Origin of the sequence: Novipirellula caenicola (genome assembly GCF_039545035.1) — a bacterium.
In the GTDB taxonomy this organism is placed as follows: domain Bacteria; phylum Planctomycetota; class Planctomycetia; order Pirellulales; family Pirellulaceae; genus Novipirellula; species Novipirellula caenicola.
In genome coordinates this window covers 547,378-565,198 of sequence record NZ_BAABRO010000002.1, presented here as the reverse complement: position 1 = coordinate 565,198, position 17,821 = coordinate 547,378, and the positions used below count along the sequence as shown (strand labels likewise).

Here is a 17,821-nt window from a genome sequence, read left to right as displayed (position 1 = left end):
ACGTCGTTTTCACCCAATATTCATCATGACTTCTCCTGCTGTTACTAACCATAGCGACGCGACTTTACCACCGTCGTCCGAAGCGTCGCGATCGATCGACGCGGGACATTCGCCGGATCCTTCCGTTTCATCCATGAATCCTGACCCCACATCCCCTCCGGCCACCCGGCACGTTTTTACGCCGTCGTGGTTCCTGTTCAATCTGATCATCCCCATTGCGATTGTGGTGGTCGCCGTGGCGACGGTGATCGCACTTGGCAAGGTGGCTCCGTCGCAGCGTCCGCCTGCTGATGCAAGCTATGCGGGACGCATGAAGGCGTTGACGCCGGTGCGGACCGAGCGCGTCAAAGCGTTGAGCGATTTCGGTCGGCAATTGCAGTTGCAGGTCGATGGCACCGTCGTTCCGTATCGCGAAGTGCGACTTGCGACGGAAGTCGCTGGGAAAATCATCTTCAAATCGGACCAATGCGAAGCGGGGGCGTTTGTCAAAAAAGGCGATTTGCTGATGCGGATCGATCCGACCGATTATGAACTTGAAGTCACTCGTTTGACCCGGCTGAAAGAACAAGAGTACGAGGCGCTCGGCGAAGTCGATCAGGAGATGGCGAACACCAAACGGTTGATCGAAGTCGCAATCCAAGACGAAACGTTGCAACAGCGCGAAGTGCAGCGGTTACAGTCGCTGCCGGGCGGTTTTGCCAGCGAGGGCGAAATCGATAAAGCGAGACGGGCGGTATTGCAATCGACGCAGCAGCGTGTTGGCTACGAAAACCAGCTTGAATTGCTTCGCAAACGTCGCGCTCGATTGGAAGCTTCCGAGCGGCTTGCCAGCGCTCAATTGGAAACCGCTCGTGTCAATTTGGAGCGAACCGAAATCCGATCTCCGATCGATGGAGTGATCGTTAACGAAGATGCCGAACTGAACACCTTTGTGGCTCGTGGCAATCCGATTGTGACGATCGAAGACACCACCAAAGTCGAAGTGGCCACCAATTTGCGAATGGATCAACTGTATTGGGTGCTTGATCAAGCCGATCGATCCGCCACACCGGGCAATGCCCAAGGACGCGGGTACGATCTTCCCGAAACCCCTGCGATTGTCGAGTTTGAAATCTCCGGTCGCGAGGGCAAGGTCTATCGTTGGGACGGGCGACTGTTGAGCTATGACGGCATCGGTCTTGATCCCACGACGCGAACCGTTCCCGTCCGTATTTTGGTCGACAATCCTAGCGCGTTCGAAACCGAGGACGATTCGTCGTCCTTGTCCGGGCCGTCGACATTGGTGCGAGGCATGTACGTGACCGTCAAGCTGCTGATCGAGCCGCGGACGCCATTGGTGGTCATTCCCGCAGCGGCGATGAAACCTGGCAACCGTGCCTGGGAATTTGTCCCCGACGAAACGGTACTCGAGGTTGCAGCGCAATCGTCGCTGCCGGGGGATCCAGCGCCGGCGACGACCTTGGTGTCGCAGTCCGAAAACGAATCCACGCTGGGATCGTCACCGGAATCGACTTCGGTGCAACCGCAAACACCCGATGAAACGTCCGACGAAGACAAAACCGATGGATTTGATCCGGCGGCATGGCAGGCGGGCCGAATCGTCAATCGCGATTCGATTTTCCCCGTCGATTCATTGTCGGTCGCCGGTGAGTTTGCCGAGTCCGATCAAGACAATCCGCTGCAAAATGGCGATAAGAAGTGGTGGGTATGTGAGGTCAAGGATCAACGAATGAAAGCAGGCGCGTACGTGGTCGTATCGCCGGTGGGTACGGTCGAAGGCGATACGATGCCTGCCCGCATGCGGACCATGGACGCATCGGGAATCGCAGCCGAAGCGTCCTCGACAACAACGCATGTATCGGCGGACTCGCGATTTGACGTGACCAAGGAGACCGCCAAGTGAAACGGTTTATTGGTTGGGCGATCCGAAATTCGCCAGGCATGAACGTCTTGATGTTGGCGCTGATGTTAGTCGGCGGGATTTCGCTTTGGAAAATGCGTCGGGAAGTTTTTCCCGAATTCGAACTCGAAGTCGTGATGGTCACGGTCCCCTACCCCGGTGCGACTCCGCAGGACACCGAAGAGGCGATCTGTCAAAAGATCGAAGAGGCGATTCGCGCCATCGATGGGATCAAAAAGGTCACGTCGATTGCTCAAGAAGGTTCGGGCTACGTGTTGGCGGAACTGCGCAGCGACGTCAAAGACGTGCAGAAGGTGATGTCCGAGATCGACCGCGAAGTCAATCGGATTCCTAGCTTTCCCGTGTTGGCCGAAGATCCACAGATTCAACAGATCACATTTCGCGAAGCCGCGATTCGTGTCGGCGTCGTCGGTCCCGATGACCGGTCTCGCGAAGCCGAATTGCGATTGCGTGAGGTAGCCGAAGAGGTTCGCGATGATCTGCTGCAAATCAACGCGGTCTCGTCCGCATCGATCATGGGGTCACGCGATTACCAAATTGATGTCGAGATTCCCGAGGCGACGCTGCGAAGCTATGGGCTGACGCTCAGCCAAGTGGCGTCGATCTTGCAAGCCAGGAACGTCGAATTGCCCGGTGGATTGCTTAAATCCGAAGGTCAAGAAGTTTTGCTGCGTGCAAAAAACAAAGGGCGTATCGGCGAAGAAATCGCCAAGCTTCCACTCGTCACTCAGGCCAACGGAGTCGTGTTGACGGTAGCCGATCTTGGTGTGGTCAAAGACGAATTCGCTGACGTAACGGCCACCGGTGAAATCAATGGCGAACCGGCCATGGTCGTGAATGTCGAACGCACCAAGAGCGAGGACTTGTTGGCGTTGGTCGACGCGGTTTACGAATACGTGGACGTAAAAGAGCTTCCCGAGGGCTATCGATTCGAAATTTGGGGCGACAGCAGCAAGGACGTGCGAGACCGTCTTTCGCTGTTGCTGCGAAACGGTGCACAGGGCTTGTTTCTTGTGTTCTTGGTACTCGCGTTGTTTCTTGAGATCCGTTTGGCCGTCTGGGTTGCCCTCGGTATTCCGATTTCAATTCTTGGCGCCGGCGCGATGTTGTCTTGGGGGGATCAGACCCTCAATATGCTAAGTCTGTTTTCGTTTCTGGTCGCATTGGGCATCGTTGTGGATGATGCGATTGTGATCGGCGAAAATATTTATTCGCACCAGCAGATGGGCAAATCGCTGCTCGATGCGGCGATCGACGGGGCCACCGAGGTTTTGCCCAGTGTGGCGGCATCGGTAACGACCACCGTGATCGCGTTTTCGCCGATGTTTTTCGTGTCGGGCGTGATGGGGAAATTCATGGCGGTGATTCCCTTTGCCGTGATCGCGATGCTGTTGATCTCGCTGTGGGAAAGCACGTTTGTATTGCCTTGTCACTTGGCTCATCGACATCACGGCGTTTTTCGCCTGATTTCGATCGTGATGTATCCGCTGCGACCGTTTGGATTGTTGTTGGGATGGGCCAGTGTGCGAGCGACCCAGGGCATGGATTGGGTTTGTACCCGGTTTTATGTTCCCACGTTGAAATTCAGTTTGCGACATCCTCCGTTCATGATCGCGGTCGCGGTTGCGATGTTCTTGATCACGATCGGAATGGTGCGAGGCGGAATCGTCAAAAGTATTTTGTTCCCGAAATCGGATAACAACTTCTTGCAAGCGACGATCGTGTTTCCCGACGGCACCTCAGCCTCGGAAACCGATCGGGCGACTCGCACAATGGAAGAAGCGATCCGTCGTGTCAGTATCCGCGTGGCGGAAGATCGGGCCGCAGAAACGGGCGTTCCTGTTGATGAAATCTACCCGCTGACCGACGGTAAGGTGACCGGGCCAGTCCGGTTGACCTATCGCGAGAACGGAAAGATCACCAATACCCAAGGCCCGATGGGCGGAAACGGGGGCGGTGGTAGCCATCTCGGACAGGTCTTTGTCGAACTGTTTGATACCGAAATTCGCGATATCCATAGCGATCAACTGCTAGCGATGTGGCGTGAGGAGGTGGGCGAGTTCGCAGGGGCCGAGAAAGTCACATACGGCTCGGTCGGCGTCGGACCGAGCGGCAAACCGATCGAATTCAAACTGCTTGCCCAAAGCGAAAACGTCGACCAATTGTTGGCCGCGACCGAAGCGATCAAAACTCGCCTGGCTGATTTCACTGGCGTCTATGATATCGCCGATGACAACACCCCAGGCAAATGGGAGTTCCAGTTCAAAGTCAAGGATCGAGCGCTCGCCACCGGCGTAACGCCGATGGATTTGGGGGATACCGTTCGCAATGCTTACTTCGGAGCCGAAGTGATGCGATTGCAGCGAGGACGTCATGAAGTCAAGTTGATGGTCCGGCATCCCGAAGACGAACGTAACAGTTTGGTCAATTTTCGCGAAATCCGTGTGCGTACCGCCGATGGAAAACAGAGCCCGATCACGGAATTGGCGGATGTGGAATTGAAGCGAGGATTTTCGGAAATCAACCGGGTCGACCAGATGCGTTCGGTAACCGTATCCGCCGACTTGGATGAAATAACGGCCAATGCCGATTTGATCATTGGTGAACTGCAAACGGATTACGTGCCGCAGTTGTTGAAACAATACCCCGCGGTATCGCTGCGATGGGAAGGGCAACGCGAACAGAGCAACGAGTCGGTGGGCAGTTTGATGGTCGGATTTGCGATCGCAATCGTGTGCATGTTTGTTTTGTTGGTGCTGCAGTTCCGCAGTTACGTCCAGCCGCTATTGATTTTGGCCATCGTCCCGTTTGGAATGATCGGTGCGGTGTGGGGACACGCGGTGCTCGGATTGCCGTTAACGTTGTTCAGCATGTTTGGACTCGTGGCATTGGCGGGAGTCGTGGTGAACGATTCGATCGTCTTGATCGACTTTATCAATTCACGAGTCCGCGCCGGGGTTCCGCCTCGTGTGGCACTGATCGAATCAGGTGAACGACGTTTCCGTCCGATCATGTTGACTAGCTTGACGACGATCGCAGGACTGTTGCCATTGTTAACCGAAAAGTCGTTCCAGGCACAATTGTTGATTCCGATGGCCGCCAGTTTGGCGTTCGGATTGATGTTGGCCACATCGCTCGTCCTGTTGTTGATCCCGGTGTTTTATCTGATCTATATCTGGGTCATCGAACACCTGGGTTTTTCCGTCACCGAAGATGAGTGACCACCGCATTTCAGCCGGTCAAAGCTAAATCGATCGTGGGCCGGATTGCAGCGAAGCGAAGATCCGGTAGTAGGCGGATTTGGGCGGGCAACACAGTGCAACTGTAACGCTCGCAGCATCAAGGCGGGTCATAGCCGCCTGGGTTCCAGGGATGGCAACGCAGAATACGCCACACCGCTTTGATGCTGCCTCGCAGCACCCCGTATTTGCGGATCGCTTCGATCGCATACTGGCTGCACGTGGGCGTAAAACGACAATTGGGACCTATCATCGGGCTGATCGCCATCTGATAAAAACGGATGGGAGCAAGCACGATCACGATGATCCAGCGGTGAATCGTTTTGAACATGCCTAGGTCTTGGTTTGCGCAACCGCAGATTCGCTGCGACCATCTCGGATATGAATCAACGCGGCGATGCTAACGACCGCAATCACGGCGGGCAGGATGAAAATCGAATAACCGGTTTTTAGGGTTTGCACGGAATCATAGTTCGTCGCTTCCGCAACCAGGATCGCGGTGTAGGCTGCAAACAACATCAGCATCACGGCGCCTTCGAACCGTGACACGGTCGAGCGGCTGATGAAAATAGGCCAACAGATCAGCGCGATCATCGCCATCACGGCCAGATCAAACCACAACACCGATGTCGTTACCGGCACGCCGGCGGGGGACAATACCGCCGCCGCTGGCAATACGATCATCAAATTAAACATGTTGCTGCCCACAGCGTTTCCGACGGCCAAGTCACGTTGCCCTTTCATCGCGGCGACCACCGACGTCGCTAACTCGGGAAGCGAAGTCCCAATCGCGACGATGGTCAACCCGATGACAATCTCGCTGATCCCAAACTCGGTCGCGATTTTCACTGCTGAATCCACCAGCAATTGAGCGCCCAGGACGAGCATTCCCAAACCGATCAAGATGTAAACGGCGTTCAAAGTGGCTTGGCCGATGGACAAGGTTGGGTGGGCTAGGAAGTCGGGTTCCAATTCAATCGCACTCCGCCGCGACGCTTCCTCGCGTCGGCCTTTGCGAATCATGTAAATCGTATAGAGGACAAAGCCGAGAAACAGCAGGATCCCTTCGACACGGGTGATCGCCCCGTCGTAGCCGGTTCCCCATACCGCCAACGAGGACGCGATCATCACCGGAACATCCAAGCGAACCAATTGGGACGACACGGTGAGCGGAACGATCACTGCCGAGATTCCCAGAATCAGCAGGATATTGCAAATGTTGCTGCCGATCACGTTGCCCAAGGCGATTTCCGAATCCCCCTTTAAACTGGAAACCGATGAAACGGCTAGCTCAGGGGCACTCGTTCCAAATGCCACGACAGTCAAGCCGATGATCAGAGGCGAAACGCCTGCAAATGCCGCAAGCGTCACCGAACCACGTACCAGCAGTTCCGCTCCGACCACAAGGATCACGAGTCCGACAAGAAGCAACACGTAGGTCATCTGGGAATCAATCTTTGCGTAACAAGAGGGGGGCTGTTGGGTGAACATGACGATTCTATGCGGAAAGTCAGGTTCGAGGAACATGCGTGCAATCGCGGGGGGACCGTCGCATGGCCGGGCAGTTTGTTGCCCAAATGGACGATTCGGGCTTAGTACCGTATCAATCTATTCCCGATCCATGTTGTGATCCGCGCCTCGGCCGCGGCTGACGCTACATGCGTGTTGCAGTAGAATGAGCCGTTCGTCCGCAAGCAGCTTTCGATGATGCCGCCTGCGTTCTCCATTTTTGCAAGTCCAAGTTTACGAGGTGACATTTGATGCGTTTCGTCTTTGCGTTGTTGATGATCGGAATGGGAGCTTCGCTGGTTCAAGCCGAAGTGCAAACCAAAGAAGTCACCTATCAGGATGGCGACGTGACACTCGAAGGTTTTGTCGCTTGGGATCCGGCTGCGATTTCCGAGCCCGTACCCGGTATCTTGGTGGTCCATCAATGGATGGGGCAAACCAACTACGAACGAGGTCGATGCAAACAATTGGCGGAATTGGGTTACGTCGCGTTTGCGTTGGACATTTACGGGAAAGGCAACCGGCCTGCAAATCCGCAGGAAGCGGCGAAAGTTTCGGGGACGTTCAAAAACAATTCGGCGCTCTACCGAAAACGTTTGAATTTGGGATTGCAACAATTGTTGGCGCAAAAGGGAGTCGACGAGAACCAAATCGCTGCAATCGGTTACTGTTTTGGTGGCAAGGGGGTGCTTGAATTGGCGCGTAGCGGTGCCGATGTCGATGGTGTCGTCAGCTTTCACGGAGCACTGGATTCCCCGAGTCCCGAAGATGGCAAGAACATCAAGGCCAAGGTGCTGATTTGTCACGGAGCCGATGATCCGTTTGTCCCCGAAGCCGACATCGACGCGATGAAGAAAGAGTTCAATGAAGCCAATGTGGATTGGCAAATGATTTACTACTCCGGAGCCGTGCACTCGTTCACGCAGCCGATGGCCGGCAACGATAACTCTCGCGGCGCCGCCTACAACGCCAAAGCCGACCAGCGATCATGGGTTGCGATGAAGGCATTTTTCGCCGAGTTGTTTGATTGAATCGCGTCCCACAAAACGTAGCGAAAGTCGCCAACGGCTTGTTGATTTAGTCGTACGATGGACTTCCTAGTCCGTCGAATGCGCCATTGACGGACTAGAAAGTCCATCATACACCCCTTGCCGCAGGAAACTTCATTAAATCAACAAGCCGTTAAGACTTTCGGCGGTTTGGAAGCAACTAGCCAAGTGTTTTTCTAAGCGGAGCGGTGCGAGCCGCCCGGTCAAAATCGAACGTTGAACTTGCTGCAACCGGGCGGCTTGCGCAGCACCGCTACCCAACGTCGATGACGTTGGGAAGCGTCCACTAGGCCTCTTTTTTGCCTGCCCGCTATCGCGTCGTATAATTCGCGATAGATTGATCACCGCTTCGCGCTTCGCTTTCCTCAAACCCAGAGTCAATATTCCAACATGACCTACCTATTGCTGTTGCTCGGCTTGGCCATTTTGGTGTTTGGAGCCGAACTACTTGTGCGTGGGGCGGTGACGTTGGCAGGGGCGGCTCGCATTTCACCGCTGGTGATCGGTTTGACCGTCGTCGCGTTCGGAACGAGTGCGCCGGAGCTTGCCGTTTCCTCGGTTTCCAGTTTGAAGGGCGACGCAGCGATCGCGCTGGGGAACGTTGTCGGCAGCAATATCTTCAACGTTTTGTTGATTCTTGGCGTATCCGCCGTCATTGTTCCGCTATCGGTGTCGTCCCAGTTGGTTCGTCTTGATGTGCCGATCATGATCCTCGGTTCGATGGTGGTTTGGCTAGCTGCCTACGATGGCACCATCGGACGTTGGGAAGGCGGCGGTATGTTGCTGTCTTTTCTGTTGTATACCGCATGGTTGATTCGCGCGGGCCGCAACGAAACCAAATCAGACGAACTGGCGGTCGAGACGCAGGTTTCGCCACGAAAGTTGATCGTAAGCCTTGTCTTGCTGTTGATCGGTTTAGTGGCGTTGGTTTTCGGCGCCGATCTGCTTGTCGATTCGGCAACGGTGATCGCCCGCCAGCTTGGTGTCAGTGATATGGTAATCGGATTGACCATTGTGGCTGCGGGAACCTCGTTACCTGAATTGGCAACATCGATTGTTGCAGCGATGCGAGGCCAACGTGACATTGCGGTCGGAAACATTGTCGGCAGCAACGTGTTCAATCTGATGATGGTGTTGGCCACTGCGGCGGTGTTAGGAGCCGACGGTGTCCCGGTTGCCGATGCGGTGCTGTGGTTCGACCTCCTCGTCATGTTTTGGGTGGCGATTCTCTGTTGGCCGATCTTTCTTTCGCACGCGGTCGTTTCGCGAGCCGAGGGCGCTGTGATGTTGATGCTGTTTCTGATTTACAACGGATTGCTGGTCGGCGGGGTGCTGCATTTGCAGTGGGTTGCGACAGCCAAAACGCTACTTGTTTTTGGATTGCTGCCAATCGTTTGCGTGGTTGTCAGTTACGTCGCTTGGAAACACACGCGGCCCCAGTCGCCCGCTGATCGTAGCGCCGACCAAGCATCGTAATGAAACCATGGTCGTTGATTGCTATGCGATCAACACGCTATTCGTCCATCGTCGATGTCGAACGATCGGGCGATCGCTGCACGAGCCAATCAAAGATAGGCGAAGTCATCAATGTGGTAACGATCGCCATCAACACCAACATCACGAACAGCTCTTCAGAGATCAATCCGCGTTGCAAACCGATATTGATCACGATCAATTCCATCAACCCTCGCGCGTTCATCAGCACGCCGATCCCGAGCGACTCACGCCCGGGAACGCCGGTCTTCCACGCCGCCATCGCGCATGCCGCTCCTTTGCCAACGATCGCGATCAGCAGCACGATTCCGCACAGCCCCCATTGATAGAAGCTGTCCAGCACCGTGATTTGCGTGTTCAAGCCTGAATAGGTAAAGAAAAGTGGCAACAAGATTGCGACCGTAAGCGGTTCAATTCGCTGGATCAATTCGCGAGTCACCGCTCCGCGTGGGATCACGGTGCCAATGATGAAGGCACCAAATACCGCGTGCAAATGAATTTTGTCCGTGAACCAAGCTCCAAGCGACATGGCGGCCAGCGCGATCGCCAAACTCGCTGGATGCAACGAATGTTCATTGGGGCGATTCCCATCAAGCAATCGGCTCAGCAGTGGCCGAATCACGATCACGGCGGTCAAGATAAATGCGATCCCGCCGCCGATGCTCCAGTATGCCAACGAAAAATCATCGTCAAAACTGGCCAACACGAGTGCTAACAAACACCAAGCCGCGGCATCGTCAATCGCGCCAGCCCCAATGGCGACTGTCCCCATCCGAGTTCCCGCGAGACCTTTGCTGTGAATGATCCGAGCCAGCATTGGAAACGCGGTGATGCACAATGAAGCGCCCAAGAACAACATGGCTTCGATCAGGCCGGTTTGCGGCATGAACAACGACGTATGTCGGACAAAGAACCACGCCAATGCCGAACCAAAGACAAACGGAACCAGCATCCCGGCGACTGAAACGGCAAGCGAGCTGCGAAAGTGTTGGCGAACAATATCGAGCCGAAACTCCATGCCAACGACGAACATGTAGAGTGCCAATCCGAGTTGAGAAATCGGATACAGATAGCTCTGCGAATCTCGCGACGTTTGGGTCGGATCCCATGGAAACAGCGATTGCTGCCACTCGGGCAACCAAAGACCAAATAACGAGGGCCCCAGTGCAACCCCTGCAATCATCTCTGCTACGACTTGCGGTTGGCCAAATTTCGCCGCTACCCATCCAACGCCTCGGCACACCAACAAGATCACAGCGATCTGCAGGAAAAGGTGCAGCGTTAGGTCAAGGTTATTCATGGGCGGCGGAAAACTCGCAATCAAGCATCGGATAGCGAACCGTTCGCAGAGTCGATACAGCACTCGGCAACAGACAACGCACCCCACGTCATCCAGTAACGATTATAGACAACGGTCGTATGTTGTCTTGGTTTTAGATGGTGCCATCCAACCGCTTTGCCCTCCCAACCGAGATTGCGGATGTTAACGTAGCGGAAGTCGCGGGCGGCTTGTTGTTTTAGTCGTACGATGGACTTCCTAGTCCGTCGAATCCACCATTGACGGACTAGGAAGTCCATCCTACACCCCTTGCCGCAGGAACCTTTACTAAATCAACAAGCCGTCAAGACTTTCGATCCATGACGCACGTCCCCCGAAACTCACACGCGACTCTCGCTACGAAATGCTTCACTATGTTCGTTCCCCGGCCCTGAGAATGGTTCGTCGCGAAGTGACGTCACGCAGTAGCCACGAACGCGAACGTCCGTGCCGCGGACTACCAAAACGAACCCCAGTCGCAAACGCGACGACGTGAAAGACGCCGCGATCGCTCTCAATCCGTTCTGCTGACCCGCCTAGACGGCCAGCTCGAGCGAATTGTCACTTGGCTTGTCGAAGTGACGCTGAACCGTGTCGGTTTCAAAATCGAATTCAAACTCGCCAGGCTCAAAATCGATGGGAACTTGGCAACGAGGCGGCTCGATGCGGTTGAGTTTCCAATCGATCCTGCGAAGCCACGACAGTGATTTTTCCCAGGCCTTGATCGCATCACGCATACGAACCGCCATCGGGTGATTCGGGTCGCGTGTTTCGTTGATGACATCCAGTGCACCGCTGGGTGACCCTTTCATTAACAACGCCATGGCAAAGTTGCGTTTGCACGCGTTGCTGACGTCGGCTCGCTCGGTGACACTTCCCGGCGTCAACACAAACTGACGAAATACAGCCAACGCTTCTTCGACATGACCGAGCCGCAATAGACAGACGCCAAGAGTGTTGCGAACCAAAGGGTCGCGTCCCGCGGACCGAAGCAGCTCGGTGGCCGCTTGATAGTCGCGTCGTCGAATCAGATTCGAAACGCGTGCAACCGCGGGATGCAGCGGGGCCGCATTTTTTGATTTCGTTGCCGACGATAAAGATTGACTTTGATTTCGGTTGTGTTTGTGAGTGCGCGCAGACATAGAATGGACTCTCGGTAAAAGAACAAATGCAAGAAGAAAAACAGATTGAAAACGAACCAAGCAGGTCGTTTAAATCTGCAATCGCACGTGCAAGTCCACGAGATTGGCTGCCGCCACCGTGTCTAGTTCGGTGATGCAACTGCAGCAATGCCACTGCGGAGAAGAATATTTCGCCTGCGAAACAAGGGCGAACCCGAGATCGAGCGTCTTTTGTGACTCAGGTCGATGTTCGTGGACGTGGCCGCTCTGGCCTGCGGGGCGAACGATTTCGATCGCCACCTTGGCATCCGCACTGACGTTGGTCACGCCTGCAGCGATGTTCGAACCAGGTTCTGCGGCTCGCTGGATCCCCATCGGGACCAACTGGACCAACGCCGCTAGGAAAATGAACAGCATCAGTGGTTGGCGACAGGCAAGATGCCACCGACTCGGCAAAAATGCCAAGAGTGAGACATCGCTAGGAAGTTGCCGTTGGGCCATCTAAATTGCGGTTCAATGGTCGGCCATCATGATTTGGCCGGCGAGTGTGAAAGCTCGGCTGCATCGCGTGTTTTGCGACACGATTACAACGCTTGCGTCAATTATCGGATGCGGCCGATCGTAAGCAAGAGCGCATTGCGAAAATTTTACGAACTCACCTCTCTTCATTCTGGGGGGCTCGATTGTGTCGTCTGTGTCACCCCTGAGGATCCCCCGCCGACGAAATCGATCGGATTGCACCGAATTCCCCAGCCCGCACGTTTTATGTAATCCATACCTATACGTTGCAGTAATTTTTGGGGCCATGTTAGAGGAACCGGGGCATGTTAACGGAACGACCAAACACAGAACGCAAAGCACTTGCAGTCAACTTGGACGCGCGTCGCTATGGATCGTTCGCCGAAATCGGCGCAGGCCAAGAAGTCGTCCGATGGTTCTTTCGCGTCGGCGGCGCAGCAGGCACAATCGCCAAGAGCATGTCGGCCTACGACATGTCTGTCAGCGATGCGATCTACGGCGAATGCGAACGCTATGTTTGCCGCCAACGACTGCAAGACATGCTCGATCACGAACATGCACTGAATCTGGAGCGTTTGCGAGAAAGCCGCGGCGACACGACGGCGTTCTTTGCGTTTGCTGACACCGTCTCGGCTCGCAATTTTCATGGCACCAACGATTGTCACGGCTGGATGGGAATCCGATTCCAAGCTCATCCACGCGACCAGGACAGCCAAATCATTCTTCACGTCCGCATGTTGGACACTGAAAACGCATTGCAACAAGAAGCCCTCGGTATCGTGGGAGTCAATTTGTTGTACGGCGCTTTCTTTCTAAACCATGAACCCGATCAATTGATCGAATCGCTGCTGGACAACCTCAGCACGCGTCGGATCGAAATCGACATGATCGAGTTTTCAGGGATCGCGTTCCGTCACGTCGACAATCGCGTCATGAGTTTGCGATTGGTGCAATTGGGGCTCAGCAGCGCCGCGATGTTTTCGGCCAACGGTGAAGTGCTGCAGCCATCGGAAGTGCTCTATAAAAAGCCGATCCTGGTCGAACGCGGCAGTTTTCGTCCGCTCACCAATGTCAATGTCGACATGATCGAAGCGGCGAAAGAAAAATTCCAAGGCGAATCCGACGTGGACGCAAACGAAGTGGTCTCGCTAGCCGAAATCACGATGAAAAATCTGCAGGCCAACGGTGACATTGATCTGCGAGACTTTCTCGCACGAGTCGATTTGCTTGCGGCCAGCGGGATGACTGTGTTGATTTCGGATTACTTTGAATATTACCGGCTCGCCGCCTATCTGGCCCGCTACACCAAAAAGAAGATTGGGATCACGATGGGGGCCGCCAGTTTGGTGGAGCTGTTCGACGAAAAATATTACACCAAGCTCGATGGTGGCATTCTTGAATCGTTTGGTCGTTTGTTCAAAAACGATTTGAAACTGTACATTTATCCGCTGCTGGATCGAAAATCGGGCGAGCTGACGACGGTGGATAACCTGAAAATTGCCGAGGAAATTCGCACGCTGTATCGTTACCTTGTCGACAAGGGATGCATCGAACAGCTTGACGATTACAATCCCGAACATCTCGGTACGTTCTCGCGTGAAGTCCTCGAACAAATCCAATCAGGCGATCCGAGTTGGACCGAACATGTGCCATCGGAAGTGGCCAAGTTGATCCAACAGCGAGGCTTCTTTGGTTGTCCACGTCCAAAGGCGGTGAAGGCCGTTGAAAAACCGCGAGCGGCAATCGCTCCTCTGGCTGTCGGCAACAAATTGATTCCGTCGGCGGAAGTCCACTCCTACTGATTCGCCGCCGCCATCGACACGGTTTGTCGCGATGCTTTATGATCATGCCCAAAACATGCGGCGTGATCGTCGCGGTCATTTCGCTGATTTTGGAAAACGCCGATGCGAATCAAACCTGTTGAAAATGTGGATCTGACGACGCCATACGGATCAATGCGAACGCACCTGTTTCGCCCTGATCGCGATGGAAAATTCCCAGGCGTGATCTTGTTCGCCGAAATCTACCAGATGACCGAACCGATTGCCCGCACCGCAGCCATGATCGCAGGTCATGGCTTCATCGTCGCAGTGCCCGATGTCTATCACGAATTCACCGAGCCCAGTGAAGCGTTTGCCTATGACGCCGTTGGGACCGAACGTGGAAATACGCTGAAGACGACCAAGGAACTGGCCAGCTACGATGCGGATGCACGGGCTGCAATCGAGTTTCTGCAAAATGATTCGCGGTGTAGCGGCCGGATTGGAACTGTCGGCATCTGTCTCGGTGGACATCTCGCCTTTCGTGCCGCCATGAACAAACCGGTGCAAGCCGCCGTTTGTTTCTATGCGACCGACATTCACAAACGCAGTTTGGGCAATGGAATGTGCGACGACAGCCTGGACCGTATTCCCGAGATCGATGCCGAGATGATGATGGTTTGGGGACGCCAAGATCCTCATATCCCCGGCGAAGGTCGCCGTTTGATTTACGACGCGATGACCGCCGCGGGCACGCGATTCAGTTGGCACGAATTTAATGGCGAACATGCGTTCATGCGAGACGTCGGCCATCGCTACGATCCCGAACTCGCCCATCTGTTAAACGGCATGATGTGTCAGCACTTCAACAGCCATCTGAAGTAGTACTGGTTTATACCCGCGTCACGAGGACCTATTAAACCTCGTTGTTCTGCACTGCCGCTTGCTGCGTCAATGTCGTCAAAACCGATGGCGACCAACTGGATTCGCTTTGGTGTCCCTTCGCAGCACGGCGTCCGATCCCGCCCATTTCGGGCAGCACGCTGGCGGCGATCGCAAGGATTTCGTTCGTCAGTTCGGGGAACATTTGCTGTAACGCGATGGTGAAATTCAAAGGATTACGAATAAACACCTCGCCACGTCCGTGTTGACATGCGGTCAAGATTTGCTTTGCTGCGGTTTCGGCACTCATTGCCATAGGCGGGATCGAATCGCCGATACTGAACCATGCGTACTCGCGGCGATGTTGCCCCTTGAAGATCGCATTGCGTGGGCTGCCCGTACGCATCAATGCGGGGCAGGCGGTGGTGACGAAGATGTTTTCTTGTTTCAGTTCGGCACGCAGCCCGTTGGAAAGTCCAACCAAGGCAAATTTGCTTGCTGCGTAGGGCAGCATGTGAGGCACCGCTCGTTTGCCGCCCAATGAAGCGACGTTGACAATCCGCCCCCATCGCTGATTTCGCATGTGGGGAAGCGTTTCCAAAATGGTATGCAACGCGCCCCAGCAATTCGTTCTCATCGCATTTTCGAAATCGTCCATCGTCATCGAATCCAACGGTCCCACCGTGATGATGCCTGCAACGTTGATCAGCACGTCGATTCCGCCATACTGCTGTGCAACTTCATCGATAAACGCGGCAACTTGTGATTTGTCTCGTACGTCACAAGGTTTTGCCAATACTTCGGCTCCACGTTGACGCAGTTCGTTGCAAGCGACATTGAGGTCTTCTTCGGTGCGAGCACAAATCGCTAGCCGTGCTCCTTGATCGGCCAATTGTCGAGCCAGAACCAATCCGAGTCCTCGTGATCCGCCACTGATCACCACTCGTTTGTCTTGCCAGGAAAACTCGCGGTTGTGTCGGGCGATCGTGCGAGCCAAATGTAAACCGCCGTAAGCAGCCGCGGCGGTGATCGCCAATTTGGTTAACTTACTCATGCGTCTGATAACTCACTTTCGCTTTTTAGCACTTCGTCACCATCGTCTTGTTCGATCAGGTAGGCCGGTTCATCGTCGCTGGCATTCCGCGTGATCTCACTTCCTTTGATCGTCTTGGTGACTTTTTGTTTATACGATTCTTTGATTTGTCCCGTCGCAGTGCCGCTTCCGTATTTCCAGCGGACATATTGGTTCACTCTAAATTTCTGTGACATGTTTCTCTCTCCGGAAAATGCGATGTGGTTGGTTCCACTAGGCCACGCTGGCAACTTGGACCACGCAATTGTCGCAGCAGCATTCGTTGCCCGCCTGCTCGTCCTGGGTTGCAAAATGTTTGGCAATCCGCGACCAGCGACATTCGGTTGATTCGGCGTACTGGACCATCTGATCCAACGCGATCCGGCGATGTTCGCTCCGCAATCGTGAATCGTCCGCCAGACGGTCCGTCACCTCGTGGTCGATTTGATCGACAAGACAAGTCCATTGCCCCCGACCCGATGGTGCTACCAAACCCGCAGACGCCAAATGCTGTAGGCAATTTTTCAACGTTTGTTGCCCTACTGGACTGATCTGTTTCAAGTCATTCAGAGACACTGATCCGGCAGCATCACCGTATCGCTGGACGCCTTGGATCAAGGTGTGATGAGCGGTTCGCAGCTGAGATGAATCAAGGCTGCCGCCGGCAAACAGTTTCTGCAGTCGCAAATCCTCGCGGTCGTACAGCAGCGTACATGCAGCGAGTTCTCCGTCGCGGCCGGCCCTGCCAAACTCTTGGTAATAAGCTTCAATCGAGCCGGGAATGTCGTGATGAATGACTCGCCGGATATTCGGTTTGTCGATTCCCAATCCAAAGGCATTCGTTGCGAACATCACCGCGGCCGGACCGTTCATGAATGCTTCCTGCGACTTGATTCGATCCGCTTTTTTCATCCGGCCATGATAGGCAAGTGTCGGCATTGGCAGATCGGCAAGCCGGTTAGCCAGTCGTTCGACCGTGTTCGTGGTTGCGCAGTACACGATCGCCGGTTCGTTCGCGATCAGGTCCGATTCATCGCTTAACAGAGATCGAAGCTGACGCTCTTTTTCATCATCGCCATACGACGCCATCACCGACAAACGTAAATTCGGTCGATGGGTCCCCGTCGCCACAATCGCTGGATCGGAAAGCTTCAAGCAACTGACAATTTGGTCGATCGTCTGAGGCGATGCCGTGGCGGTCATTGCCAGTGTCGGAGGGTTGCCAAGTCGTTGGCGAGCGTAATGCAAACACAAATAGTCAGGCCGGAAATCGTGTCCCCACTGGCTGACACAATGCGCTTCGTCAATCACAAACAGATCGACTCCGACCTCGCTCAGCAATTGACATATGTCGGACTGCTGAAGCCGCTCAGGCGTCGTAAAGACAAACTCGGCTTTTCCCGACTGGATGTCTTGATGAGATTCGCGAAGCTGTTTTGCTGACTTCGAACTATTTAGGATCGCGGCTTGGCATCCGAGTTCGCGAATGTGCTTGGCCTGATCTTCGGCTAACGAGATCAGCGGGCTGACTACCACCGTCACGCCCTCGAGTGCCAGTCCCGGAAGCTGGTAGCACAAGCTTTTGCCCGAGCCGGTGGGCATCAGGATCAACGTGTCCCGTCCCTCCATCGCCGCCTTACAAGCCTCGGATTGACCCGGTCGAAACTTTTTAAATCCGAAATCTTCGCTGAGACGATTACGGAGTTGTTTGATGGAGGTCACTGCAATCTCAATGATTGAAATATGGTGAACCGTCGGACCAACCGCAGTCGCAGCGGCCGACAGATAAGGTGTGTGTATTTCAGAACCGCCATGGCAAAGCACGCGTCAGCGTTTGACTGACATGGCGGTTCCACTGTCCGATGCGATAACGCAATTAGCGTTCCCGCTGCGTGGGGATTTTTGAATTCAGGCGTTTTGCCGAGCAAAATTCAGCT

14 protein-coding genes are annotated in these 17,821 nt (G+C 54.6%); 6 read left to right on the top strand and 8 right to left on the bottom strand.

Annotated features, from left to right (window positions below; genetic code table 11):
- Positions 1-25 precede the first annotated feature (25 nt).
- Both ABEA92_RS06140 and ABEA92_RS06135 read left to right on the top strand, forming a co-directional pair.
- Positions 26-1,903, top strand: coding sequence for an efflux RND transporter periplasmic adaptor subunit (locus ABEA92_RS06140; RefSeq protein ID WP_345682924.1), 1,878 nt, complete (start codon positions 26-28; stop codon positions 1,901-1,903).
- Entirely contained in the window at positions 1,900-5,142 is a 3,243-nt protein-coding gene (locus tag ABEA92_RS06135) for an efflux RND transporter permease subunit (protein WP_345682923.1), read from the top strand. Before ABEA92_RS06140 ends, ABEA92_RS06135 begins: the two co-directional genes overlap by 4 nt.
- Before the next feature lie 118 nt (positions 5,143-5,260).
- Here ABEA92_RS06135 and yidD read toward each other — a convergent pair whose 3' ends face one another.
- Positions 5,261-5,491, bottom strand: coding sequence for a membrane protein insertion efficiency factor YidD (gene yidD, locus ABEA92_RS06130; protein WP_345682922.1), 231 nt, complete (start codon positions 5,489-5,491; stop codon positions 5,261-5,263).
- A 2-nt stretch (positions 5,492-5,493) separates the two neighbouring features.
- Positions 5,494-6,651 carry a calcium/sodium antiporter gene (locus tag ABEA92_RS06125; RefSeq protein WP_345682921.1) on the bottom strand — a complete coding sequence of 386 codons (1,158 nt, stop codon included), beginning with the start codon at positions 6,649-6,651 and terminating at the stop codon, positions 5,494-5,496.
- A 269-nt stretch (positions 6,652-6,920) separates the two neighbouring features.
- Between ABEA92_RS06125 and ABEA92_RS06120 the strand changes: the two genes are divergently transcribed.
- Together ABEA92_RS06120 and ABEA92_RS06115 are read left to right on the top strand one after the other, a co-directional pair.
- Positions 6,921-7,700, top strand: coding sequence for a dienelactone hydrolase family protein (locus ABEA92_RS06120; RefSeq protein ID WP_345682920.1), 780 nt, complete (start codon positions 6,921-6,923; stop codon positions 7,698-7,700).
- A 408-nt stretch (positions 7,701-8,108) separates the two neighbouring features.
- A complete protein-coding gene (locus tag ABEA92_RS06115; protein WP_345682919.1) occupies positions 8,109-9,194 on the top strand; it encodes a calcium/sodium antiporter in 1,086 nt (361 codons plus the stop codon).
- Positions 9,195-9,231: 37 nt separating this feature from the next.
- On the opposite strand, the gene ABEA92_RS06110 is transcribed toward ABEA92_RS06115, so the two are convergent.
- The 3 genes from ABEA92_RS06110 to ABEA92_RS06100 all read right to left on the bottom strand — a co-directional run bounded on the left by ABEA92_RS06110 (position 9,232) and on the right by ABEA92_RS06100 (position 12,152).
- On the bottom strand, positions 9,232-10,512 hold the full coding sequence (locus ABEA92_RS06110) for a cation:proton antiporter domain-containing protein (RefSeq protein WP_345682918.1): 1,281 nt from the start codon (positions 10,510-10,512) through the stop codon (positions 9,232-9,234).
- A gap of 554 nt (positions 10,513-11,066) precedes the next feature.
- The gene (locus tag ABEA92_RS06105) at positions 11,067-11,672 is read right to left on the bottom strand and encodes a tetratricopeptide repeat protein (RefSeq protein ID WP_345682917.1); all 606 of its coding nucleotides are present in this window, start codon (positions 11,670-11,672) and stop codon (positions 11,067-11,069) included.
- Between the two features lie 69 nt (positions 11,673-11,741).
- Positions 11,742-12,152 (bottom strand): hypothetical protein, encoded by a 411-nt coding sequence (locus tag ABEA92_RS06100; protein ID WP_345682916.1) that lies wholly within the window; start codon positions 12,150-12,152, stop codon positions 11,742-11,744.
- A gap of 323 nt (positions 12,153-12,475) precedes the next feature.
- On the opposite strand from ABEA92_RS06100, the gene ABEA92_RS06095 reads away from it, so the two are divergent.
- On the top strand, positions 12,476-13,972 hold the full coding sequence (locus ABEA92_RS06095) for a TonB-dependent receptor (RefSeq protein ID WP_345682915.1): 1,497 nt from the start codon (positions 12,476-12,478) through the stop codon (positions 13,970-13,972).
- Positions 13,973-14,074: 102 nt separating this feature from the next.
- Complete coding sequence (locus ABEA92_RS06090) at positions 14,075-14,815, top strand: dienelactone hydrolase family protein (RefSeq protein WP_345682914.1); 741 nt, start codon at positions 14,075-14,077, stop codon at positions 14,813-14,815.
- Between the two features lie 31 nt (positions 14,816-14,846).
- On the opposite strand, the gene ABEA92_RS06085 is transcribed toward ABEA92_RS06090, so the two are convergent.
- From ABEA92_RS06085 to ABEA92_RS06075, 3 genes are read right to left on the bottom strand one after another with little or no spacing between them, the layout of a single operon-like run.
- Complete coding sequence (locus tag ABEA92_RS06085; RefSeq protein WP_345682913.1) at positions 14,847-15,866, bottom strand: SDR family NAD(P)-dependent oxidoreductase; 1,020 nt, start codon at positions 15,864-15,866, stop codon at positions 14,847-14,849.
- Positions 15,863-16,081 (bottom strand): hypervirulence associated TUDOR domain-containing protein, encoded by a 219-nt coding sequence (locus tag ABEA92_RS06080; protein WP_345682912.1) that lies wholly within the window; start codon positions 16,079-16,081, stop codon positions 15,863-15,865. Before ABEA92_RS06080 ends, ABEA92_RS06085 begins: the two co-directional genes overlap by 4 nt.
- Before the next feature lie 37 nt (positions 16,082-16,118).
- A complete protein-coding gene (locus tag ABEA92_RS06075) occupies positions 16,119-17,606 on the bottom strand; it encodes a RecQ family ATP-dependent DNA helicase (RefSeq protein ID WP_345682911.1) in 1,488 nt (495 codons plus the stop codon).
- Between the last annotated feature and the right edge of the window lie 215 nt (positions 17,607-17,821).